Consider the following 21,765-nt stretch of genomic DNA (forward strand, 5'->3'; position numbering starts at 1 on the left):
TTGATCGACTGCTAGCGTCACCCCGGACAGCACCGAATCGAGAGGGGACAGCGGTGACAGACGGCGGCAGACGGCAACGGCGGGCCTTCATCGGGTCGTTCACGGCGGCGGGCGGTCCCGGTGTCACCGCGGCGACCGTGGACACGCGCAGCGGGGCGCTGACCGTCCTGGGCAGCTTCAACGGGGTCCCCGACCCCTCGTATCTGGCCCTCGCGCCCGAGGGCGACATCCTCTACGCGGTCAGCGAGACGCCGGAGGGCGCGGTGGCCGCGTACCGCGTCGACGGCGACAGGCCCGCACCACTCGGCCCGCCCGTACGCATCGGTGGCGCGGGACCGACCCACCTGAGCCTGTACGCGGGGCACGTCCTGACCGCCGACTACGGCTCGGGGACCGTCACCGCCGTCCCGGTCCGCCCGGACGGCACGCTGGCGGACCGCCCCTCGGGACAGCTCCGGCACACCGGCTCGGGCCCGCACGAACGGCGCCAGCAGGGTCCGCACGCCCACCAGATCCAGCCCGACCCCAGCGGCCGTTGGGCCGTGGGGATCGACCTCGGCACCGACTCCGTGCTGGTGTGCGCGCTGGAGGACGGACGCCCCGTCCTGCGCCGCGAGATCGCCCTCAGACCCGGCTCGGGCCCCCGTCACCTGGCCTTCCACCCCGACGGCGACCTCGCCTACGTCCTCAACGAACTCACCCCGACCGTCACCGTCTGCCGCTGGGACGCCGCGAGCGGCGCGCTGAAGCCGCTGGCCGAGACCCCGGTACTGCCCGGCGCGCCGACCGGCGACGCCGCCTACCCCTCCGGCATCGTGACCTCGCCGGACGGCCGCTTCGTGTGGACGGCGACCCGCGGCGAGGACGTGCTGTCCGTGCTCGCGGTCGAGGGGGAGGGGCTGCGACTGGTCGGGACGGTGCCCTGCGGGGGCCACTGGCCGCGCGCGCTCGCCGAGGCCGACGGGTACCTGTACGTGGCCAACGAACGGTCGGGCGACGTCACATGGTTCGTCGTCGACCCCGCCGACGGCATCCCGCGCCCCGGCGGCTCGATCGACGTGACCGCCGCGTCCTGCGTGGTGTTCGACTGACCGGACCGCCCTGTCCACGGCATGCCGAAGGGCCCGCTCCCGTGTGCGGAGGGGCCCTTTCGGCGCTACGGCGTTACACGTGCCAGGCCGGACCGGACGGCGCCGGACCCGACCGGGTCAGCGGACCGGCGCGCCCTGCGGCTGCGGCGGGGCGATGCCCAGCGCCGTCGTGTACTTGGCGAGCGCGAGCTTGCCGATCGCCGGGTACGGTCCGAGCGCCTCGGCGGCCGAGCAGCCCGCCTCGGCAGCCGCCGCCTGGAGCAGACCCGGGTCGATCTCGGGGCCGATCAGGTAGGGCGCCAGCGCGAGCTGCTGGGAACCGGACCCACGCAACTGCTCCGCGATGGCCGCGATCGAACCTTCCTGGTCCAGCGCCGCCGCCATCACCGGCACGGCCAGGCGCGCGGCGAGCAGCATGCCGGTGATCCCGGCCGCCTGCACGGCCTCCTCGCCGCCCACGGAGGCCAGGATGATGCCGTCCGCGGCGGTCGCCACGGTGAACAGCCGGGCGCGGTCGGCGCGGGCCAGCCCCGCCTCCGAGAGCCGTACGTGCAGTGCTTCGGCGAGCAGCGGGTGCGGGCCGAGCGAATCGGTCAGGTCGGCCGCGACCCGGCTGTCCATGACGGCCTGGCGGACCTGGCGCAGCAGCGCGCTGTCCGGACCGGCGAGCAGCGGCACGACGACGGCCACGGGACCGTCCGGCTCCTTGACGTCGGCACCGGCGGCCTTGGCCTGCTCGTAGCGGGCGGTGCGCTCCTCGGCCGCGTGCGCGAGCACGGCCGTCAGCGTGGGGAACTCGGCGTCGTCCCCGTCGAGGTAACCGATGCGCCCGTCCAGACCGGGCAGCTCGGAGCGCGCGATGCTCACGACCTCCTCGGCGAGGCTGCGCGTGGCGGCGCTGGGCGTGCCCGGCACGGCGAGCACCAGCGCGGGCGCGCCCTCGGGAGCCGCCAGCGGCTCGGGTCGGCGGTGCCGCCCGGGCTGGCGAGGTCGCGGCATTCGTACTGGCAGGCCGGACGCGGGCCCAGTGGGGGAGCTCATGGCGACGCATGTTACTGGCTTCTTGGGCTCCCCTGTTCGGGGAGGGTGCAGGTGAGCGGTATCCGTCCTGTTTTGTCTGATGAGTTACGTACGGATCAGAAGTGATCACCTGGCCCCGTCGAGCCCACCACGTGCATCATCACGCCGTCGGCCGGCAGAGCGAGCGCCCCCGCCGCGAGGTCGCGCGCGATCCGCACCGCACCGTCGAGCGGATCGCCCGCCGCCGTGACCAGGCGGGCCTGCGGCAGCCGTTCGGCCAACTCCTCGTACACCGGTACCAGGAGCGGGTCGCCCATCCGCAACAGCCCACCGGTGAGGGCGATCTGAGGCTCGCCGGTCGCCGGACAGACCGCGGCGGCCGACTCGGCCAGGTGCCGGGCCGCGGCACGCAGAATGCCCGCCGCCACCGGATCGTCCGGGGCGCACTCGCCGACGCGGGGCGCGAAGGAGGCGAGCACGGCGGGACGGTCCGGCCGTGGATACAGCTTGCCGGGCAGCCCCGGCATCGGCCCGAACTGCGCCTCGGCGCACGCCAGCAGCGCCCCGGAACCGCCGTCCCGCCCGTCATGGGCCCGCAGCGCCGCCTCCAGCCCCGCCCGCCCGATCCACGCCCCGCCGCCGCAGTCGCCCAGCAGATGTCCCCAACCGTCCGCCCGCCGCCACCCGGTGAGGTCGGTGCCGATCGCGATGAGTCCCGTACCGGCCGCCACCACCGCACCGGGCCGCGCCCCGAGAGCACCGACATAGGCGGTGACGGCATCGGCGACGAGCGCGACCGTCCGCACCCCGAACTCCCTTGCCAGCGCACCCGGCAACTCGTCCCGCAACCCGTCCCCGAGCGTCGCGAGCCCGGCCGCCCCGACCACGGCCGTACCCCACTCGCCGCCCCCGGCCTCCTCGGCCAACGCCCGCACCATGGGCACCAGTTGCTCCATGAAATGCCCGGCGTCGATCCCCCGGACCCCGGTCCGAACCGGCTCCTTGCACTCCAGAGGCGCGGACGCCCGACGCCCCACTTCCCCTACGACGACCCGCAGCCCGGACCCTCCGGAGTCCACGGCGAGGAACCCGAGTCCGGCCTCCCGCGCGGCGGGTGTCGTGGAGGGAACCGGCCGACGGAGCACACCCGGCACTTCCGCCGCCGTGCCCGGACCGTCGTCCCCCGGCCCTGGCTCCAGCCCTGGCTTGGGTCGCGGCCCCGGACCGGTCACGGCAGGCGCCAGTCCACCGGTTGTCCCCCCTGCTTGACCAGCAGGTCGTTGGCGCGGCTGAAGGGGCGGGAGCCGAAGAAGCCGCGGTCGGCCGACATCGGGGACGGGTGGGAGGACTCCACGGCCGGCAGGTCGCCCAGGAGAGGGCGCAGATTGCGGGCGTCGCGGCCCCACAGGATCGACACCAGCGGCTTGCCGCGTCCGGCCAGCGCCCGTATCGCCTGCTCGGTGACCTCCTCCCAGCCCTTGCCGCGATGCGCGGCCGGACTGCGCGGAGCGGTGGTCAGCGCCCTGTTGAGCAACAGCACCCCTTGCCGGCTCCACGGCGTCAGATCGCCGTTGGACGGCTGGGGCAGCCCCAGGTCGGTGTTCAGCTCCCGGTAGATGTTGAGCAGGCTCGGCGGGAGTGGACGCACCTCGGGGGCCACCGAGAACGACAGTCCCACGGCATGTCCCGGGGTCGGGTACGGATCCTGTCCGACGATCAGGACGCGGACGTCGTCGAAGGGCTGCTGGAAGGCCCGCAGGACATTCGGCCCGGCCGGTAGATAGGTGCGCCCGGCGGCGATCTCCGCGCGCAGGAACTCCCCCATTCCGGCGACGCGTCCGGCCACGGGTTCCAGGGCTTTCGCCCAGCCCGGTTCGACAATCTCGTGCAACGGTCGTGGTGCCACGGGCGTCACCCTACTGCCGTACACGGCTCGACGATCAACCGGTGGCCCGAGCCCGACCGAGAACGACCGGACTGTGCGCCCGCGTGAACGAAGCCTCCCCACAAGGCAGTTGCCCGCGGAGCGGTCCAGGGCCCCTGGGCCGCCGTCGCCGGCGGGCGCGACGGAGTCGTCGTCCTCACGCGACCACCGCCGCGCGCACGCACAGCACATCGGGGAGATGGGACGCCAACTGCCGCCAGCTGTCCCCGTCGTCGTCCGACGCGTACACCTCGCCGTTGCGATTGCCGAAGTACACGCCCGCCGGGTCCGCGCCGTCCGTGCACATCGCGTCGCGCAACACCGTGCCGTAGTGGTCCCCGGCCGGCAGCCCCGCCGACAGCGGCTCCCAGCTTCGGCCCGCGTCGGCCGTGCGGAAGACCCGGCACCGGCGCCCGGCCGGCACCCGGTCCGCGTCCGCGTTGATCGGGAACACATAGGCGGTGTCGCCGCGATGGGGATGGGCGACCGCCGCGAAGCCGAACGTGGACGGCAGCCCCTCGCCGATGTCCGTCCAGTGCGCGCCCGCGTCGTCGCTGCGGTACACCCCCCAGTGGTTCTGCAAGTACAGCCGGTCCGGGGTCGCCGCGTCCTGCGCGATCTTGTGCACGCACTGGCCGAACTCCGGGTTCGGATCCGGCAGGAACACCGCGGACACACCGGAGTTGGACGGCTCCCAGCTCGCGCCCCCGTCCCCGGTGCGGAACACCCCGGCCGTGGAGACGGCGACCGTCACGGCCTTCGGATCGCGCTCGTCGGTCAGGACGGTGTGCAGGCCCTCCCCGCCGCCGCCCGGCACCCAGCGCGAGCGGGTGGGATGCTCCCAGAGGGGACGGACGAGGTCGAAGCTCTCGCCGCGGTCCTCGGAGCGGTACAGCGCCGCCGGTTCCGTACCCGCGTACACCACCTCCGGTTCCGCAGCGGCCGGGTGCAGCTGCCACACCCGCTCCAGCGAAGCCCCCGTGTCCTTGGGGAACTTGACGGCCGGCCGCTCCGGCTCGACCCAGGTGCGCCCGAGGTCGTCGGAGTGGAAGACGGACGGACCCCAGTGGGCGCTGTCGCCACCGGCCAGCAGTCTCGGCATGTGGCCACGTGTGTCGACGGCGACCGAATACAGCGCCTGCGCGTTGAAGTACGGGCTCTCGTCGAACTCCCAGACACCACCCCGCCTGCGCCCGATGAACAGGCCTTTTCGCGTGCCCACCGCGAGCAGCACCTCGGTCATGACGATCACCTCCACCGCGATTTTGGCCATTTCGCCCCTTCACCCGCCAGTCTGCACCCCGCCACTGACAGTCACCCCTGGAATGCGCGTCGCCGCAGGTCAGGCCCATGATCCAGGCCCGTTGAGCAGATCTCTGGGACGCCTCTCGCGAAAAGCCCGCGAACACCTCCTCAGCCATGGGACCGTCGAGTCGGGGTATTCGTCGTGAGCATCGAGGAGGCGTCTCCCGTATGGGAGGGCGGTTCGGCATGTCAGTGCGTTCATGAGGAGGATGCCTTCGATGGCGTTCCGAGGTCCGAAGGTGTGGCTGTGGCGGTGGCGGCGCAATCCGCTCAAGCGCCGCGCCGATGCGGTGGAGTCGTGGATCGTGCTCGGTGCCTGGCTGATCACCGTCCTGGCAGGCGTGCTGGCCGGTCTGACGGCGACCCGGTCCGTCGAACACGAACTGGCCCAGGAGCGCGTGGAGTGGAAACCGGTGGTGGCACTGGTGACCCAGGACGCGCCCGGCCCCGCCCAGACGAACGCCGGCAGAACGAACAGCGAGCTCGTCTGGGCCAAGGTCCGCTGGACGGCCGTGGACGGCTCCTCGCACACCGGCCAGATCCGCGTCCCCTCCGGCAGCGGCATCGGCACTCCGGTGACCATCTGGACCGACCCGCAGGGCCATCTGGTCACCAAGCCCGCCACCGCGTCCCAGGCGCAGTTGCGGGCCGCGCTGATCGGCATCCTGCTGGGAACGGGCGCGGCGGCCGTCCCCTTCATCAGCGCCCGCGCCCTCCGCATCCGGCTGGAACGCCGACGCATGGAACAGTGGGACGTGGAGTGGGCCCGGTTCGGCCCGCTGTGGAGCCGTAAGACGGGCTGAGCGGACGGGCCGACCGGCCCGGCACGACATGAGGGCCGTCGGCACGACGTGAGCGCCCCCCCGGCACGCAGGCCGCTGCGGGGGCGCTGGTCCTGCCGTCACCTCTCCTCGTCGCCCGTGGCACCACCACCCGCCGTCTCCCCGCCACAGGTGTCACCGCCGCCCGCCAGCACCTCCCGGCACACCGCCAACAACTGCTCGTCCGCCAGTACGTCCCGGCTCCCGTGTCCGCCGCTCCGCGCCAAGTGGCGTCGCGGGGCGGCGAGTTCGGTCTCCACCAGGTCGCGCAGGGATGCCCCGGCGGTCCCCATGTCGACCAGGCACGCGGCGACCGCGCCCCGTACGCGCGGCTGCCCGGTCCACGCGGACCGCAGCACCGGAAGCACCCTCGGCACATCCCCGGTGACCCGCCACAGCGCCCGCGCCCCCGCGACCCGCTCCTGGGCGCACTCCGCCCCCGCCATGCGCGCCAGCCCGTCCGACGCGACCCGCGCGGGCGCCCCCACCCGCGCCAGCACGTCCGCCGCGACCTGGCGAAGTCGCCCGTCCGGACTCTCCAACTCCCGCAGCAGGGACGGCAGTACGGCCGACGCGTCCCCCTCCACCGACCACAGGGCACCCGCCGCGACACCCGCGTAGTCGGACTCCAACAACCCCCGCAGCACCGGTACGACCCCTTCCGCGTCGACCCCGAACACGTCGAGCGCCCGTAGCGCCGACTCCACGACCCGCTGCCCGGACCGCGTCCCGTCCGGCATCCCGCGCACCAGCCGCAGCACCTCCGGCACCGCCTCCCGGTCCCCGAGCGCGGACAGGGCGGACAGCAGGGGTACGGCACGGTCGGCCGTCCCGGGGGAGTTGAGGGGCACACGGCCGAGCCGGTACCGCAACGCCGGGGCGAGCGGTGCGGCCGAGCGGCCCAGGTGGACGATCACCCGTCCCAGGTCGTCGGGTACGACGGGCCGCGCGAGCACGTCGGCCAGTACCGGTGCCGCCCGTGGATCACCGCTGTGGGCAAGGGCCTTGAGCGCGCTCCCCAGGGTCGGTGCGCCGCGCTCCCAGCGCTGTGTCCACAGGTCGGAACGCGTGATCACCAGCGCGTACAGGTGATCGGCGGCCGGTGCGGCCAGGTGGAAGAGTTCCCCCAGGACCGATGACGCGGCGTCGCGCAACCGGCCGGAGTCCGTGCCCAGTTGCTCGCCGACCAGCGCGACGAGCGCCGTGTGGTCGCCCCGCCACTCGCGGAACAGTCCGGCCGCCATCCACACCCCGTTGCACCGGTCGGTGGCGTCCGGACAGGTCAACTGCCCTTCCAGCAGGGTGATCCGCTCGCTCGGCCGGCCGCCGAGCGCGGTGTGCAGGGTGCGCACCAGCCGCGCGCCCTCCTCGTCCGAGGGGCGCAGTCGCCGTAACCGCCCGGTGAGCGTGTCCGGGCAGTCGACGCCGTCCCGCGCGCGGACGTCCGACCGGCGCCGCTCGGACCGCTCCCCGAGCAGTCCGACGACGGTGGGGACCAGGTCGGCGGGGAGCAGCTCCGGTGCGCAGCCGGCGAGTTGACCGAGTGCGGCGAGCCGCAGCCCCGGGTCGTACGGCGGAGTGCCCAGCGTCAGCAGGAGGTCCAGTGCCTCGGTGGAGTGGTCCGGGTGCCAGCGGACGAACAGGCCGAGGCCCTCGGTGAGGGCGAGCAGCACCCGGTCGTCGCGCTCCACCGCGATCCGCTGCCGCAGCAGCCGCGACACGCGCGCGGGTGGGCCGAGGAAGAGGACCGCAGCCTCGGCCGCGGCCCGGCGTACGTCGCGGTCCTGGTCCCCGACGAGCGCGGCGAACACCTCGGCCCCGGCACGCACCGCCGCTTCCCCGGGGCCGCCGTCCCGGCCGACGCTGATCAGCAGCTCCAGCAGTCCGCCGCGCTCGGCCACCTCCTCGCGGGCCGCCAGCGCGAGCAGAAACGGAACGCAGGCGAGTGTCGCGTCGTACACCCGCCCCTGGTGGTGCACCGCGCCGTACATCCCGTCGAGCGCGCCCGCCCGCACGGCGGGGTCTTCGGCGGCCAGTCCCCTGAGCAGTTCCGGCACGTCCGCCGCACTGCCGTACGCATGGCGCAGTGAGGCCCAGTCGACCTCGTCGATCCCCGTGAACACGTTGCCCTCCCCAGACGAAGTGCCAACCGATCGCGAGTCTGCACCACGCCACTGACAACGAAGCGGAATCGGGAGGTGACCGAGGGTCAGCCCTCGGCGGGCAGGGCGCGGGAGAGGATCGCGCCGAGGTCGGCGGAGTCGGGGAGGGTGCCGAAGGCGTGCCCCCAGTCGCCGCCCAGCCGGGTCGCGCAGAAGGCGTCGGCGACGGCGGCCGGGGCGTGCCGTACCAGGAGGGACGCCTGGAGGGTGAGCGCCATCTGCTCGACGAGACGGCGCGCGCCCGTCTCCGTCGCCTCGCTCAACGTCTTCTTCAGCCGGTTCACCGCCGCGTCCAGGCGGGCGTCCGCGCCCCGCGCCAGGGCGAGTTCGGCGAACAACGCCTGGGCCGGGCCGGGGTCGCGGCCCAACGCCCGCAGTACGTCGAGGGCGTTGACGTTGCCCGAGCCCTCCCAGATGGAGAGGAGGGGGGCCTCGCGATAGTGCCGGGGCATGCCCGAGTCCTCGACGTAGCCGTTGCCGCCGAAGCACTCCAGGGCCTCCGCCGTGAAGGCCGGACCGCGCTTGGTCACCCAGTACTTGCCGACTGCGGTGGCGATCCGACGGAACGCCACCTCGGCGTCGTCCCCGCGCACCGCGCGGTCCGCCGCGCCCGCCAGCCGCAGGGTGAGGGTCGTCGCGGCCTCCGACTCCAGGGCGAGATCGGCCAACACGTTCCGCATCAGCGGCTGTTCGAGCAGCCGCGCGCCGAACGCGCCGCGGTGGCGCGCATGGTGGCCCGCCTCGACGAGCGTCTTGCGCATCAGCGTGGCCGACATCATCACGCAGTCCAGACGCGTGCAGTTGACCATCTCGATGATGGTCTTGACGCCCCGCCCCTCGGGCCCGACCAGCCAGGCCACGGTCTGGTCGAACTCCGGTTCCGAGGACGCGTTGGAGCGGTTGCCCAGCTTGTCCTTCAGCCGCTGGATCCGGAACACGTTGCGGCTGCCGTCGGGCAGTACGCGGGGCACCAGGAAGCAGGACAGGCCGCCCGGAGCCTGGGCCAGCACGAGGAACACGTCGCACATCGGCGCCGACGTGAACCACTTGTGGCCGCGCAGTGTGTACACGCCCGGTTCGGCGGTGGGGGTGGCCGCCGTGGTGTTCGTGCGGACGTCCGAGCCGCCCTGCTTCTCGGTCATCCCCATTCCGGCCAGCAGCCCGCGCTTCCCGGTCGGCACGCGCAGGACCGGGTCGTAGACCCGGCTGGTGAGCAACGGCTCGTAGACCGCGGCCAGTTCGGGCTGGGCGCGCAGGGCGGGGACGGCGGCGTACGTCATCGACGTCGGACAGCCGTGCCCGGCGTCGGTGTGTCCCCACGCCAACCCCTTTGCCGTACGGGCCACATGGGCGCCGGGGCGCTCGTCCGCCCAGGGCGCGCCGGCCAGCCCCTCGGCGACGGCGGTGTCCATCAGCCGGTGCCAGCTCGGGTGGAACTCGACCTCGTCGATCCGGTTGCCGTAGCGGTCGTGCGTGCGCAGCTCCGGCTCGTGCCGGTTGGCCAGTTCGCCCCACTCCTGTGCCTCCGCGCCACCGGCCGCCCGGCCGAGCCGCCGTACGTCCTCCTCGGCCCAGCCGGCGCCCTCCCTGCGCAGCCCCTCCAGCAGGGCCGTGTCCTCGGAGGCGTCGTACGGGATCAGGGGCGGGGGCTGGTTGGTGACGTCGTGCGTGGCGTTCCGCGGCGGCTGCGGTATGTGCGCGAGTGTCTGGGCCATACGAGCAGTGTTGCACTATTCCTGCGGTCGCATCAATGATGTAACACGAGGATGGTGCGTAGAGTACGAGGTCATGCGGACGAACGTGTCGGAAGGGCCCGGTGAGGTGGATCTGCGCCCGTTGTCCGCGCGGTCGGTCGTCCTCAGTCTGCTGCTGGGCGCGCAGCCGCCCGAGCTGCCCGTACGGGATCTGCTGCGGGCCGTGGAACCGCTCGGCGTAGCCGGATCCACCCTGCGGGCCGCGCTCAGCCGGATGGTCGCGGCCGGAGATCTGCGCAGCGCGGACGCCGTCTACCGGCTCAGCGACCGGCTGCTGGAACGCCGGCGCCGCCAGGACGCCGCCGTCCACCCCGAGACCCGGCCCTGGGACGGCGACTGGGAGATGACCGTCGTCACCGCCACCGGCCGCGGCCCCGCCGAACGCGCCGAACTGCGCGCCGAGTTGACCGCGCTACGGCTCGCCGAACTCCGCGAGGGGGTCTGGCTCCGCCCGGCCAATCTGCTACGGCCCCGACCGGACGAACTCGGCGCGGTCGCCCGGCACTTCATCACCCGCCCGGAGGAGCCCGCCCGCCGACTGGCCGCCGAACTCTGGCCACTTGGGACCTGGGCCGGGACGGCCGAGGCGCTGCTCGCCCGGATCGCCGCCACCGCCGACCGCCCGGCCGAGCGCTTCACCGTACTGGCCGCCGTCGTACGCCACTTGCTCGCCGACCCGGTGCTGCCGCCCGAACTCCTGCCCGCCGACTGGCCGGGACCCGTCCTGCGCGCCGCGTACACCCGCCACCGCGCGGAGTTGGTCGCGGCCGTGCTGGGCAACCCGGCGTGACCCGAGGAGACCCGGCACGGTCGCCCTCACCGTCGGCGGCTCACTTGTAGGTGATGTCCGATGACGAGTACTTGCAGTAAGTGCCGTCCGCGCCTGTGCCGTTGGTGGTCGGCTCCGCGCCCGTGTTGTTCCCGATGTACTTCTGGCAGGGGATCATCTTCTTGCCGGTGTCCCCGACGATCGTGATCGCCTTCAGGGTCGCGCTGTCGCCGTAGTTGGTGTTGATGCCGACGATCCGGCTGCCCTTGTAGGTCGCCTCGATGGTGTTGAGGTTGATCGTGCGCTTGTACTGCGTCTTGCAGTTGCCGCACGAGCGGACGAACGTGCCGAAAGTCTGCGCCGCGAAGTTGGAGACGTTGAGCGTGCCGGCGCCGTTGAACTGGAACACCTTGTCGCTGGCCTCCTTCGCGCCGCCGCCGTTCACGGTGTACACGTTGGACGACGAGGAGCCCAGGAAGGTCGCCGCGTCCTCGCCGACGTCCTCCCACCACACGTTCTGAAGCGTGCAGGCGCCCAGGCAGTGGATGCCGTCGGCGGCGGGCGAGCCGATGATGACGTTCTTGACCACCGCGCCCGGGGCCAGTTCCAGGATGGGGCCCTGGTCCTCGTCCTGGCTGCCGGTGCCCAGGTCTCCGCTGCCGTACAGCCGCAGCATCCCGTAGTCCTTGGTGCCCGAGACCGAGATGGTCGAGGTGACGGCCTTGCTGCCGCTCGCGGTGGGCCAGGTGGCGGCACTCGCCGGTGAGAGCGCACCTGTTGCCATGATCATGCCAAGCGAGAGTCCGAAGGCCGTCGCCGCGCCGGTGAGCACGCGTGGCCGTAGGGAAGAAGTCATGTCCCGATTCCTTCTCCGAGGTGGGGGAGTGGTCAGAGCTTTCCGGTGCCCGCGCCCGCGGTCACCGAGGCGACGACGGTCGAGGCGGGCTCGGCGGTGTAGCTGTACGGCGGGCTGGTGAACGTGCCGACCCGGGAGATCTCGGTGGCGGCTCCGCCGAGGTCGTTTCCGCTGAGGTTGGCGTAGCCGTCCACGTCGCTGTCCCGGTTCGTCGTGACGGCGACCTCCGTGTCCCGGAAGACGTTGTTCTGGACGAACATCTGGGCGCCCATGCGCGAGTGCACGGCGGTCTCGGCGCCGACGACGTAGTTGTCGTAGAAGTGCCCGGTGCCGAAACGCAGGCTGGGGATACGGGAGTTGACCTGGTCGAACCAGTTGTGGTGGTACGTCACCCGCAGATGTCCGGTGTCCTCGCTCGCGTTGTTGTCGCTGTGGCCGACGAGCGAGCCCTTGTAGTGGTTCTTGAAGGTGTTCCAGGAGACGGTGACGTAGTCGGAGGCGTGGCTGATGTCGAGCAGGCCGTCGTAGTAGTCCTTTCCGTGGTCGAGGTCGGACGAGAAGGCGTTGTGGTCGATCCACACCTTCGTCGACGCCTGCACGGTGATGCCGTCGGCGGGTGCGACCGGCTTGCTGATGTTCAGGTTGCGGACGACGACGTTCGTCACCTTCTTCAGGCGCAGCCCGCCGCCGGTGAACCCGGACGCCGAACCCACGCCCAGGACCGTCGTGTTGGACCCGATGTCCACCTGACCGCTCAGCGAGATCAGGCCGTTGACCTTGATCACCTTCGAACCGCTGCCGGTGACGGCCGACTTGAAGGCGTCCAGCGTCGACACCGTGACCGCCGCGGCGCTGCCGCCGCCGGTGGTCCCGGCGCCGAAACCGACCGGCGAGGCGTCGGCCGCCGAGGCGGACTGAGGAAGAGCGAACACGGTGACGGCGGCGAACGCGGCGAACGCGGCGGCCGTCAGGGCCGGCCTTCGGAGGCGTGTACGCATGCGGGTGCATCCCTTCAGTGGGGGCGGATGATCGCGTACGTGAACGTGGTGTGCCACGAGGAGCGTCGCGGTCACACATCTGAACGGAACGTAGGGTGAAAGCGCTTTCTGGTCAACGCTCCGCGCGAAACTATTCGGAGCGTGGGAGCGCTTCCATGGGACTCATGTCCATGTCACGATGCCGATGGTTCTTCCCTCGAACGACGCCGCACGAGCCGCACGAGCCGCGATCACGAAGGGACGATGACGTGCTCCCCACAGCCGACAACACCCTCAAGTCCGCCCGGACGAAACCGCGTTCGGTACGCGTCGCGCTCTTCGCGGCGCTGGTGCCGCTGCTCGCGGCCCTGACCCTGCTGGCACCCCCGGCCGCCGCCCGCGCCGAGGCCGTCCCCACCGCGCCCCTCACCGAGGTCACCGGCTTCGGCAGCAACCCCAGCAACCTCCAGATGTACGTGTACGTACCGGCCGCCGTCACCGCCCACCCGGCGGTCGTCGTGGCGGTGCACTACTGCGGCGGCTCGGGCCCCGCGATGTACTCCGGCACCGAATACGCCTCGCTGGCCGACCAGTTGGGCTTCATCGTCGTCTATCCGTCGGTCACCCGGGCCAGCAAGTGCTTCGACGTCTCCTCGCCCCAGGCCCTGCACCGCGACGGCGGCAGCGACCCGGTCGGCATCAAGTCCATGGTCGACTGGGTGAAGAGCACCTACTCCGCCGACCCGGGCCGCGTCTTCGCCCTGGGCATCTCCTCCGGCGCGATGATGACGAACGTCCTGCTCGGCGACTACCCGGACGTCTTCGCGGCCGGCGCGGCCTTCGCCGGTGTGCCGTTCGGCTGCTTCGCCACCACCGACGGCTCGGAGTGGAACACCGCCTGCGCCAACGGCACCGTCACCCACACCCCCCAGGAATGGGGCGACCTGGTGCGCGGCGCCGACCCGGGCTACACCGGACCCCGCCCCCGGATGCAGCTCTGGCACGGCACCGCCGACGACACCCTGCGCTACCCCAACTTCGGCGAGGAGATCAAACAGTGGACCGATGTGCAGGGCGTCGGCCAGACCCCGGCCGCCACCGACACCCCGGCCACCGGCTGGACCCGCACCCGCTACGGCGCCCCCGGTGACCAGGCCCCCGTCGAGGCCATCAGCCTCCAAGGCGTCACCCACAACCTCTACACCTACGGCATGGGCGCCCGCGTCCTCACTTTCTTCGGCCTGTCCGGCGGCGGCACCACACCCCCGCCCTCGACCGGACCCTGCAAGGTGACGGCCACGACCAACGCCTGGAACACCGGCCTCACCGCCTCCGTGACGATCACCAACACCGGTACCGGCACGGTCGAGGGCTGGCAGCTAGGCTTCACCCTCCCCACCGGCCAGACCATCACCAACGGCTGGGGCGCCACCTACACACCGGCCTCCGGCACGGTGACGGCCACCAACGCCTCGTACGACGGCACGATCGCCCCGAACGCGAGCGTGACCATCGGCTACCAGGCGAACCACACCGGCAACAGCACGGCACCCACCGCCTACACGCTCAACGGGACCGCCTGCACGGTGGGTTGACCCGCGCCGAGTGCCCTTCGCCCCCCGACTCCTTCCCGAGGAAGGTGGATCGCGTGCAGCCCACCAGACGGACCGCGCTCGCCGCCACGGCCACGGCGCTGCCCGCCCTGTCACCCCTTCCGAGCCTCGTGGCCGCCAACTCTGCGCACGCCGAGGGAGGTTCGACGAGCGCCGGCTCGCACTGGGTGAACACCTGGACGGCGATGCCCCAGCTCACCGAGCCGGGCAATCTGCCGCCCGCGCCCTTCACCGGCACCAGGTCGGTCCTGGTCGACACCACGCTGCGCCAGACGCTGCGTGTCACCGCCGGGGGCCGGACGCTGCGGCTGCGCTTCTCCAACGCCTACGGCGACACGCCGTTGCCGCTCACCGCGGTGACGCTGGCGCTCCCGCTGGAGGGCAGGGCGGGTGCGCGCGCGATCGTGCCCGGCAGCGGCAGACCGGTCACCTTCGCCGGACGCGCGTCGGCGACCGTCCCGGTCGGCGCCCAACTGGTCTCGGACCCGGTGGACTTGGACCTGTCCGCCGCGTCCGTGCTGACCGTGACGACCTATCTCGCGACCGGCCAGCCCTCGCTCGCGCTCACCTCGCACCCGGGCTCGCGCACGACGTCGTATCTGCTGGCCGGAGATCACAGTGGGGACGAGGACCTGCCCGGTGCGACCCCGGTCGACCACTGGTATCTGCTCAGCGACATCGAGGTCCTGGCGCCGCGCGCGACCACGGCCGTGGCGATCCTGGGCGACTCGCTCACCGACGGCCGGGGCTCCACGACCAACGGCAACGACCGCTGGCCCGACCAGCTCCACGACCGCCTCCGCGCCCACCCCGCCACCGCCGCCGTAGCGATCCTGAACCAGGCGGCGGGCGGGAACCGGGTCCTCAACGACGGCCTCGGACCCAACGTCCTGGCCCGCCTGGACCGCGACGTCCTCTCCCGCAGCGGAGTCACCCGGCTCATCGTCTTCGAGGGCGTCAACGACATCGGCACCGCCGACCCGACACCCACCGCCCAACGCCAGGTCACCGAGGACCTGTTGGCGGCCTACGACCAGATCGTCGTCCGCGCCCACGCCCAGGGCATCCGGGTCTACGGCGCGACCCTGCTGCCGTTCGGCGGCAACACCTACGACGACCCGGCGGGCGAGCGGGAGTTCTCCCGCCGGGCGGTCAACACCTGGATCAGGACGAGCGGTCACTTCGACGCGGTCCTCGACTTCGACCGCGCCGTACGCGATCCGGCCGACCCGCGCCGCCTGTTGGAGTCCCTCCAGGTGGGCGACTGGCTGCATCTCAACCCGGCGGGGTACGGCGTGCTGGCCGCGACGGTCCCCGCCCGGCTGCTGCGCTAGGCCACCTGCTCCTTCGCCCCCGCCGGGACGGCGGACGAACCACCCTTCACTGGAAGGTGGTTGAAGACCAGGTTCAGCACGATCGCCGTCAGGCAGCCCGCGCTGATCCCGCTGTTCATCACCGTCTGGAACCAGTCCGGGAACCGCGCGTACACCGTCGGCACGCCGACCGGCAGCAGGCCCACGGCCACCGAGACGGCGACGACGGTGAGGTTGTGGTTGTCCTTGAAGTCGACCTGGGTCAGGGTGCGGATGCCGCTCGCGGCGACCGTGCCGAACATGACCAGGCCCGCGCCGCCGAGGACCGGCGCGGGGATCGCCGCGACCACCGCGCCCAGCTTGGGCAGCAGGCCGAGGACGACGAGCATGCCACCGGCGACGGCGACGACCCAGCGGCTGCGGACCCGGGTCATGCCGACCAGGCCGACGTTCTGGGCGTACGCGGTGTACGGGAAGGTGTTGAAGACACCGCCGAGGACGGTGGACAGGCCGTCGGCGCGCAGGCCGTCCGCGAGGGAGCGCGGTTCTATCCGGCGGCCGGTCAGCTCGCCCACGGCTATCAGGTCACCGGTCGTCTCGGTCATCGTCGCGAGTGCTTGCCTGAATCAAGATCCATAACGTTGCCACCATCGAGCAGGATGACCAGGTTGGGGTCCAGCTCGCCCTGGACCTTCAAGGGCGGAAGCATCGGGCGCTCGAAGCGTTGCATCTCGGGGGAGAAGAGCGGCTCCATCATCTGCGCCCAAGCGCCGGAGGAGATCCACTTCTTCACCCGGGCCCGGACCGAGAAGCCGGCCGGGAACCTTTCGGGCAGGGACTCCCAGCCCGTGCCCGTGTGCATTTTGTACAGCGTTGCATCCACGACTTCCCGTGGGTCCAGGCTGTTCTTGCGGACCTGGTACGGCGGGATGCGCTGGACGACTTCCTCCCAGAGGTCGTCCGTCAGGCGCAGGACGCCGTGCTCCTGCTCGGCGAACCAGGCTTCGATGAAGCAGCTCCGCCCGCCCTGACGGACCGGCACGGGCCCGGCCACGGTGGCCTTGATGCCCATGAACTCGATGATGTCCGCTCGACGTTCGCCCTTGATCAGCCTCAGGTTCCTCTTCGCCAGCTCGATCAGGGAAGCGATGTCGGCGGCCCTCGTAGCCGCCCCCTCGGCGTCGTCCAGCATGTGCTGGGCCAGGTCCCGTTCCTTCTCCTTGTCCTTGATCTGCTTACTGAGTCCCGCCATGGCGGCGCTCACTACGGCCTGCGGGATCTCGGTGCTGCCTGTCGTGAAGGCTAGGAGCCGTTGCGCCGAGTCGTTGGTCAGCTGCTCGATCTCCTTGTCGAGCACCTCAAGCCGGGCTTGATACAGCTCACGGTGGTCGGGGGTATCCCCGATCCAGCGGTGGGCCAGCTCCTGCAACGTTCCTTCGTCCGACAGGTAGTCGGCCAGGCCCTCCCAGACGTAGTCCTCGACTTCGTCGGCGAGGATGATCGAGTCTCCGCAGCCGCGGGCCTTGCTGCCCGAGCAGCGGTAGGCCCGCTTGCCTTCCTCTTTGAGGTACTGGCCCACGTAGTGGGCCCCGCAGGCGCCCGTGAGCCGCCTTGAGAGGGCGTAGACCTGCCCTGTGACCGACTTGGGTCGGGCCCGGCGCTCCAGCGCCTTCCTGGCGGCCCTGACGCGCTCGATAGGCAGTGGCGGGGGGCAGGGAATCTCGACGGTCTGGCCGTGGGCCGGCTGACCGTCCCGCCCGAGGCGGGTGGCCCGCTTGCCGCGGGTCTTGTTGACTTTCTCGTCCGTGTTCCGGAAGACCACCACGCCATGCATGGCGGTGTTGGCGAACTTGGCCTTCAGGTTCCCGCCCTTCCAGGGCGCACCGGAACGGGTGCGGTGGCCAAGGGCGTTTAGGGCCGCCGCGGCTTCGTCGGCACTCTTGCCCTCGTCCACGATCAGCTCTGCGGCCTTCTCCAGGACGATGGCTTCGAAGGGGTTGACTTCGAGCGTCGACTGGCCCTTCTTGCCCTGGTCTTTGATCCGTAGACCGTAGGCTGGCTGACCACCGACCCAGCCGCCGTCCTCCGCCTTCTCCTGAAGGCCGTCCTGCGTCCGCTTGCGAATCTTGATGATTTCGCGGAAGGCCTCGTTGGCCTTGTCCCGCATGCGGGCCTTGCCCTCTTCGGTCGTGTTGTCGATGTCCTCTTCGACAACGGCGACGAAGACGCCGAGATCCTCCAGGGTCCAAACCCATTCCCAGAAGACCCGGTCTTCGCGGCCGATGGCCCGGGTCTCGTAGACCGTGACTACGTCGAAGGGGCGCGGTTCCTGGCGGGCCAGCGTCATCAACTTCTGCGCGTTGGTGCGCTTCTGCCAGGGCAGCGTTCCCGACTCGCCCTCGTCTCTGAAGGTGCCGATGTGGGCCCAGTGCTTGCTGCTGATGTGCCTGGCTGTCTTCTTGCCCGTGTAGGTGATGCCGTAGCCCTTGGTCTGCTCCTCGGTCGACACCCTGAGGTAGTCGACCGCCCGGAGCTGAGCCGTGATGGTCTGGCGCGCTACGTCGATGGCGTCCGTTAGAGCCTGTGTCATGTCAGTCCTTCCCGACTGGCCAGACTCCGGGGCATTCGCAGTGCCGTCGGGGTGGCCCATGTGGCGGGCATCCTATGTCTCAGGGCCATCGGGCGGGGGGGTGAACAGAGCGGCGAGGAAGCGGGCGAAGCCTGCGTCATCCGGTTCCTCGCGCTGCGTCCAGCGGATGTCAACCTTTGGCTCCGGCTTGCCCTTGAGGTTCTTGCGCAGCCACTTGCTGGCCTCTTTCGCCCGAGTGGCGTCCCCGTCCTGCATGGGTCTGATCCTCCGTGCCGCCCCAGGGGGGCGTGTTGCGCCGCGGTGCGGCAGCGGTGTGGCTGCTCACCCGACGCATGCCGGGGGCAGGAGTACTTGTACGACTCGTGACACGAGCGACAGGTGGTCGTGGCCTCGCGTGGCGATGGTGTCGAGTCGGTTTCCGGCGCATGCCAACTTCTCGGGAGTGGCGTCTCCCTGGTTCGCCTATCAAGACTTACCTGAAAAGCCTATCGACTTGTGTATCGACTAGTCAATCAAATCTATTTCTGTCCAATGTGTGCCACTACTTGCCTGGCTGCCGGTCGCCTCTCGGGCTCAGATCGATCGTGGCCGGACTGTCGTAGTTCATCGTGTATGGGACGCCTGTGGCATCTCTATCCACTTGAGCACTTCATAATTCGAGGCGCCGCTCTGCGCTGACGGCCCCGCACGCGCCAGAGTGCCGAAGCTGAGGTGAAAGGCCCGCGTCTCTCCGATGCTCTCGGTCAGACGCCCTGCCTCGGCTAAAGGCAATACCGGACTCTGTTGGCGATCTTGCGAGGGGTGCTGACGCGACGTCTGTTCTGCGGTTCGCTGGAGTGAGGCGGGGTGGTGTCTCGGGGAGGGGCCCGGGGATGTCGTTGCGGCCGAGGAGTTATCAGCGGATTCCGACGCGGACGGTGCTGACAGCGTGGGCGGCGTGTCCGAAGGGGGCGCCGGCGATGCTGATGCGGGAACGGTTGGACGTGGTGTTCGAGGACGAGGACTTCGCGGAACTGTACCCGCGTGATGGGCGCCCTGGTCTGTCGCCTGGGCAGTTGGCGCTGGTCAGTGTGTTGCAGTTCGCGGAGAACCTGTCCGACCGCGCTGCAGCAAATGCGGTCCGCACTCGGATCGACTGGAAATACGCCCTCGGCATGGAGTTGAACGATCCCGGGTTCGATCATTCGGTGCTGTGCGAGTTCCGGGCCCGGCTGACCGAGGGGGATGCGGCCGACCGGCTGCTGCAGGTGATGCTGAACCGGCTGGTCGAAGCCGGGCTGCTCAAGGCCGGAGGCCGCCAGCGCACCGATGCCGCCTACGTGCTCGCCGCCGTCCGCAGGCTCAGCCGCCTGGAGCTGGCCGGCGAGAGCCTGCGGGCTGCACTTGAGCAACTCGCCCAAGCAGCCCCGCACTGGCTGCTGCCGTTGGTGGAACCGGAGTGGGACAAGCGCTACGGGCGCAAGGTCGAGATCGGCAAGGTCCCCGGCGGGAAAGCCGGAGTCACCGCCCTGGCGGAGGCTTTCGGCCGGGACGGATGCAAAGTCCTGGCTGCAGCCTGGGCGCCCGACGCCCCGCCCGGGCTGCGCGCGTTGCCGCAGGTGGAGATCCTGCGCCGGGTGTGGGTGCACCACTACTACTGGGATGCACGCGGACGCCTGCGCTGGCGCGACGGCCACGCTCTGCCTCCGGCGTCGCTGCGGTTCGACTCCCCGTACGACACCGACGCGCACTACTGCGTCAAGCAGGACACCGCATGGTCCGGCTACCGCACCCATTTCACGGAAACGTGCACGTCAGACCTGCAGGAGGTGGTGGTGCACGTGGCCACGACGATCGCCCCGGTCCAGGACGGCGAGCTCACCGACCAGATCCACGACGACCTCGCCGCGTCCGGCCTGGCGCCGGGCGAGCACGTGGTCGATGCCGCCTACGTGACCGCGCAGCGGATCGAACGCGCCCTGCGCGTCCACCAGATCACGCTGCTCGGCTCGGTCGCTGCCGACTCCAGCCATCAGACCAAAGCACAGAACGGGTTCGACAAGGTCTCCTTCACCGTCGACTGGGACGGCCACCAGGTCGTCTGCCCCCGCGGGCAGACCAGCCGGACCTGGAAGCCACTGCGGATCTCCGGCCACGACTACATCCAGGTCCGCTGCGGCGGTGAAGGCGCGGCGATGGAGGGGCTTCTTCGCCACGGCGCTGCCCTCATTGCCGACCCGAGCACCCACTCGGCGGCATGGCTGAAGCTGCGGGCGGCTCCTCTTTGCCGCGGTGCTGATCGCGCCAGCGACCTACGGCGGACTGAGCCTGACCCGGAACCAGTCGCTCAGTCTCACGCTCCATTAGTTCCAGCAACTGCGCCTGCGGATCCGCCGTGCCGACGACTCAGCCCAGCCGCTTGCCCAGCCTGCGCCGTATGGTCGTGGCTCGACGTGCTGGGCACGAAGAGCGGCTGGTCACACAGCTCTGTCCGGGCGCTGACTACCAACGTGACGACCCCACCGGCCAGGCCCACCGCCACGACCGCCCGGACCCCTGGCTGGACTGGCAGGACCACCCGGGTCTGCTGCGCCATCGACCAGTGGGGCTGCATCGACCAGTACGCCTCGATGCACGTCTCGTCCCTATCGGTCCTCGTCCAGAGGCTAACGACCATGATCGAGAGCGACTTCGTCCCAGCTGTTGCTCCTGATCCCATGCCGAGGCCAGCTCGGCGACCGGCTCATCACCCTGAAGTGGAAGCCGCGATCTTCGCCCGGGCCGACGAGCTCAACGCCCGCAGCGCCGAGATCCTCAAGTGGGACAGCTAGGCTCGTAGGTATGGGAATCGACTGGGAGAACATGCTCGGCACAAGCGGCAACGGCCTCAACGATGCCTACGACAGCGCGGTCTCCGCAGTCATCTACAGCGAGGACCTGAGGGACGACCGTCGGCCACTCCCAGTCGGCGAAGAGTGCGACGACACGGACGGCCTGCGCTGACCTGAGTGCAGCGCGCAGTCCGAACCCGTGACGGGGCGTTATCGGGTCGTCACGCTCGAATGCATTCAACGGTTGTGCACGTAGGCCGAGCCCGCGATTCGGAGCGCCGTGTGGGCGCTGCGACACCGTTCCCGAGCAGCCTCTAGAGCCGCCTCCGCCTCCGGTGAGAACTGCCCGTCGACTGCGGGGCCGAGGATCACGTTGGGCAGTTCCACTGTCGTCCGCCATGCGGTCTCCATGGCACCCAGGAGCGAGGGCTCCGAGTCGACCAGCAGTCCGATCCGGTCGCGGGCAACTGTCGCTGCACTGCGGGTGGTTGCCCGGGCTGTGCGCGCCTCGGCGGTTTCGTCGGCGCCGGCGCGCAGGGACTCGACGAACAGCCAGTGCACTTCCCGGTGGCGGACGATCGCCTCCAGGAGATCGGCGACGGCGTGCGCCACCTCTTGGCGGTGTGCGTGTTCCCGGGCCTGCCGATCACCGGAGCGCTGCGCGTACCCCGCGAGGGCGGCGCCGGCGAGGGTGCCGAGGACAGCGACGATCGCGGACCACATCGAGAGCCAACTCCTTGAACATCCGGTGAGACCTGTC

At 71.0% G+C, this 21,765-nt stretch carries 18 protein-coding genes and 1 pseudogene; 7 read left to right on the forward strand and 12 right to left on the reverse strand.

Translation table 11 applies throughout. The features are described from left to right. Positions 1–53: 53 nt before the first annotated feature. The gene (locus ACIQPR_RS08815) at positions 54–1,091 is read left to right on the forward strand and encodes a lactonase family protein (protein WP_403644085.1); all 1,038 of its coding nucleotides are present in this window, start codon (positions 54–56) and stop codon (positions 1,089–1,091) included. Positions 1,092–1,208: 117 nt separating this feature from the next. Here ACIQPR_RS08815 and ACIQPR_RS08820 read toward each other — a convergent pair whose 3' ends face one another. The 4 genes from ACIQPR_RS08820 to ACIQPR_RS08835 form a co-directional block, all read right to left on the reverse strand. Further along, positions 1,209–2,132: a sirohydrochlorin chelatase gene (locus tag ACIQPR_RS08820; RefSeq protein ID WP_403644087.1), complete on the reverse strand. Its 924-nt coding sequence runs from the start codon at positions 2,130–2,132 to the stop codon at positions 1,209–1,211. A gap of 95 nt (positions 2,133–2,227) precedes the next feature. Further along, positions 2,228–3,256 carry an N-acetylglucosamine kinase gene (locus tag ACIQPR_RS08825; RefSeq protein WP_403644090.1) on the reverse strand — a complete coding sequence of 343 codons (1,029 nt, stop codon included), beginning with the start codon at positions 3,254–3,256 and terminating at the stop codon, positions 2,228–2,230. A gap of 83 nt (positions 3,257–3,339) precedes the next feature. After that, positions 3,340–4,017, reverse strand: coding sequence for a uracil-DNA glycosylase (locus ACIQPR_RS08830; RefSeq protein WP_403644092.1), 678 nt, complete (start codon positions 4,015–4,017; stop codon positions 3,340–3,342). Between the two features lie 175 nt (positions 4,018–4,192). Further along, entirely contained in the window at positions 4,193–5,308 is a 1,116-nt protein-coding gene (locus ACIQPR_RS08835) for a WD40/YVTN/BNR-like repeat-containing protein (protein WP_403644095.1), read from the reverse strand. 250 nt (positions 5,309–5,558) lie between these two features. Between ACIQPR_RS08835 and ACIQPR_RS08840 the strand changes: the two genes are divergently transcribed. Continuing rightward, a complete protein-coding gene (locus ACIQPR_RS08840) occupies positions 5,559–6,143 on the forward strand; it encodes a hypothetical protein (protein WP_403644098.1) in 585 nt (194 codons plus the stop codon). Between the two features lie 98 nt (positions 6,144–6,241). Here ACIQPR_RS08840 and ACIQPR_RS08845 read toward each other — a convergent pair whose 3' ends face one another. Both ACIQPR_RS08845 and ACIQPR_RS08850 read right to left on the reverse strand, forming a co-directional pair. Next, complete coding sequence (locus ACIQPR_RS08845; RefSeq protein WP_403644101.1) at positions 6,242–8,284, reverse strand: HEAT repeat domain-containing protein; 2,043 nt, start codon at positions 8,282–8,284, stop codon at positions 6,242–6,244. 86 nt (positions 8,285–8,370) lie between these two features. Then, positions 8,371–10,038 carry an acyl-CoA dehydrogenase family protein gene (locus tag ACIQPR_RS08850; RefSeq protein WP_403644104.1) on the reverse strand — a complete coding sequence of 556 codons (1,668 nt, stop codon included), beginning with the start codon at positions 10,036–10,038 and terminating at the stop codon, positions 8,371–8,373. Between the two features lie 73 nt (positions 10,039–10,111). Here ACIQPR_RS08850 and ACIQPR_RS08855 point away from each other — a divergent pair, with 73 nt between their 5' ends. After that, on the forward strand, positions 10,112–10,867 hold the full coding sequence (locus tag ACIQPR_RS08855; RefSeq protein ID WP_403644107.1) for a PaaX family transcriptional regulator C-terminal domain-containing protein: 756 nt from the start codon (positions 10,112–10,114) through the stop codon (positions 10,865–10,867). Between the two features lie 40 nt (positions 10,868–10,907). On the opposite strand, the gene ACIQPR_RS08860 is transcribed toward ACIQPR_RS08855, so the two are convergent. Beyond that, positions 10,908–11,702, reverse strand: a complete 795-nt coding sequence (locus ACIQPR_RS08860) for a pectate lyase (RefSeq protein ID WP_403644109.1) — start codon at positions 11,700–11,702, stop codon at positions 10,908–10,910. 32 nt (positions 11,703–11,734) lie between these two features. Continuing rightward, positions 11,735–12,700: a polysaccharide lyase family 1 protein gene (locus tag ACIQPR_RS08865; RefSeq protein ID WP_403644112.1), complete on the reverse strand. Its 966-nt coding sequence runs from the start codon at positions 12,698–12,700 to the stop codon at positions 11,735–11,737. Between the two features lie 248 nt (positions 12,701–12,948). On the opposite strand from ACIQPR_RS08865, the gene ACIQPR_RS08870 reads away from it, so the two are divergent. Both ACIQPR_RS08870 and ACIQPR_RS08875 read left to right on the forward strand, forming a co-directional pair. After that, positions 12,949–14,274, forward strand: coding sequence for a PHB depolymerase family esterase (locus tag ACIQPR_RS08870; protein ID WP_403644114.1), 1,326 nt, complete (start codon positions 12,949–12,951; stop codon positions 14,272–14,274). 53 nt (positions 14,275–14,327) lie between these two features. Next, positions 14,328–15,626 carry an SGNH/GDSL hydrolase family protein gene (locus ACIQPR_RS08875; protein ID WP_403644117.1) on the forward strand — a complete coding sequence of 433 codons (1,299 nt, stop codon included), beginning with the start codon at positions 14,328–14,330 and terminating at the stop codon, positions 15,624–15,626. Here ACIQPR_RS08875 and ACIQPR_RS08880 read toward each other — a convergent pair. The 3 genes and pseudogenes from ACIQPR_RS08880 to ACIQPR_RS08890 all read right to left on the reverse strand — a co-directional run. Then, a pseudogene (locus tag ACIQPR_RS08880) lies at positions 15,623–16,222 on the reverse strand (solute carrier family 23 protein); the annotation flags it as partial. The gene ACIQPR_RS08875 and the pseudogene ACIQPR_RS08880 overlap by 4 nt on opposite strands. Continuing rightward, the gene (locus tag ACIQPR_RS08885) at positions 16,207–18,255 is read right to left on the reverse strand and encodes a recombinase family protein (protein WP_403644119.1); all 2,049 of its coding nucleotides are present in this window, start codon (positions 18,253–18,255) and stop codon (positions 16,207–16,209) included. The pseudogene ACIQPR_RS08880 and the gene ACIQPR_RS08885, both read right to left, overlap by 16 nt. 12 nt (positions 18,256–18,267) lie before the next feature. Further along, positions 18,268–18,450 (reverse strand): hypothetical protein, encoded by a 183-nt coding sequence (locus tag ACIQPR_RS08890; RefSeq protein WP_403644121.1) that lies wholly within the window; start codon positions 18,448–18,450, stop codon positions 18,268–18,270. Between the two features lie 704 nt (positions 18,451–19,154). Between ACIQPR_RS08890 and ACIQPR_RS08895 the strand changes: the two genes are divergently transcribed. Both ACIQPR_RS08895 and ACIQPR_RS08900 read left to right on the forward strand, forming a co-directional pair. Then, entirely contained in the window at positions 19,155–21,005 is a 1,851-nt protein-coding gene (locus ACIQPR_RS08895) for a transposase (RefSeq protein WP_403644124.1), read from the forward strand. Between the two features lie 10 nt (positions 21,006–21,015). Next, a complete protein-coding gene (locus ACIQPR_RS08900; protein WP_403644127.1) occupies positions 21,016–21,177 on the forward strand; it encodes a hypothetical protein in 162 nt (53 codons plus the stop codon). A gap of 65 nt (positions 21,178–21,242) precedes the next feature. On the opposite strand, the gene ACIQPR_RS08905 is transcribed toward ACIQPR_RS08900, so the two are convergent. Further along, positions 21,243–21,728, reverse strand: a complete 486-nt coding sequence (locus tag ACIQPR_RS08905) for a hypothetical protein (protein ID WP_403644130.1) — start codon at positions 21,726–21,728, stop codon at positions 21,243–21,245. Positions 21,729–21,765 lie beyond the last annotated feature (37 nt).

It is taken from the genome of Streptomyces sp. NPDC091280 (assembly GCF_044768565.1).
Classification (GTDB): Bacteria; Actinomycetota; Actinomycetes; order Streptomycetales; family Streptomycetaceae; genus Streptomyces.

What these genes read in the sequence shown, in the direction of transcription:
- ACIQPR_RS08820 (WP_403644087.1), bottom strand. Translation starts at nt 2,132, where the DNA reads ATGAGCTCCCCCACTGGGCCCGCGTCCGGCCTGCCAGTACGAATGCCG.
- ACIQPR_RS08850 (WP_403644104.1), bottom strand. Translation starts at nt 10,038, where the DNA reads ATGGCCCAGACACTCGCGCACATACCGCAGCCGCCGCGGAACGCCACG.
- ACIQPR_RS08835 (WP_403644095.1), bottom strand. Translation starts at nt 5,308, where the DNA reads ATGGCCAAAATCGCGGTGGAGGTGATCGTCATGACCGAGGTGCTGCTC.
- ACIQPR_RS08840 (WP_403644098.1), top strand. Translation starts at nt 5,559, where the DNA reads ATGGCGTTCCGAGGTCCGAAGGTGTGGCTGTGGCGGTGGCGGCGCAAT.
- ACIQPR_RS08885 (WP_403644119.1), bottom strand. Translation starts at nt 18,255, where the DNA reads ATGGGCCACCCCGACGGCACTGCGAATGCCCCGGAGTCTGGCCAGTCG.
- ACIQPR_RS08890 (WP_403644121.1), bottom strand. Translation starts at nt 18,450, where the DNA reads ATGCAGGACGGGGACGCCACTCGGGCGAAAGAGGCCAGCAAGTGGCTG.
- ACIQPR_RS08860 (WP_403644109.1), bottom strand. Translation starts at nt 11,702, where the DNA reads ATGACTTCTTCCCTACGGCCACGCGTGCTCACCGGCGCGGCGACGGCC.
- ACIQPR_RS08895 (WP_403644124.1), top strand. Translation starts at nt 19,155, where the DNA reads ATGCTGATGCGGGAACGGTTGGACGTGGTGTTCGAGGACGAGGACTTC.
- ACIQPR_RS08865 (WP_403644112.1), bottom strand. Translation starts at nt 12,700, where the DNA reads ATGCGTACACGCCTCCGAAGGCCGGCCCTGACGGCCGCCGCGTTCGCC.
- ACIQPR_RS08900 (WP_403644127.1), top strand. Translation starts at nt 21,016, where the DNA reads ATGGGAATCGACTGGGAGAACATGCTCGGCACAAGCGGCAACGGCCTC.
- ACIQPR_RS08855 (WP_403644107.1), top strand. Translation starts at nt 10,112, where the DNA reads ATGCGGACGAACGTGTCGGAAGGGCCCGGTGAGGTGGATCTGCGCCCG.
- ACIQPR_RS08905 (WP_403644130.1), bottom strand. Translation starts at nt 21,728, where the DNA reads ATGTGGTCCGCGATCGTCGCTGTCCTCGGCACCCTCGCCGGCGCCGCC.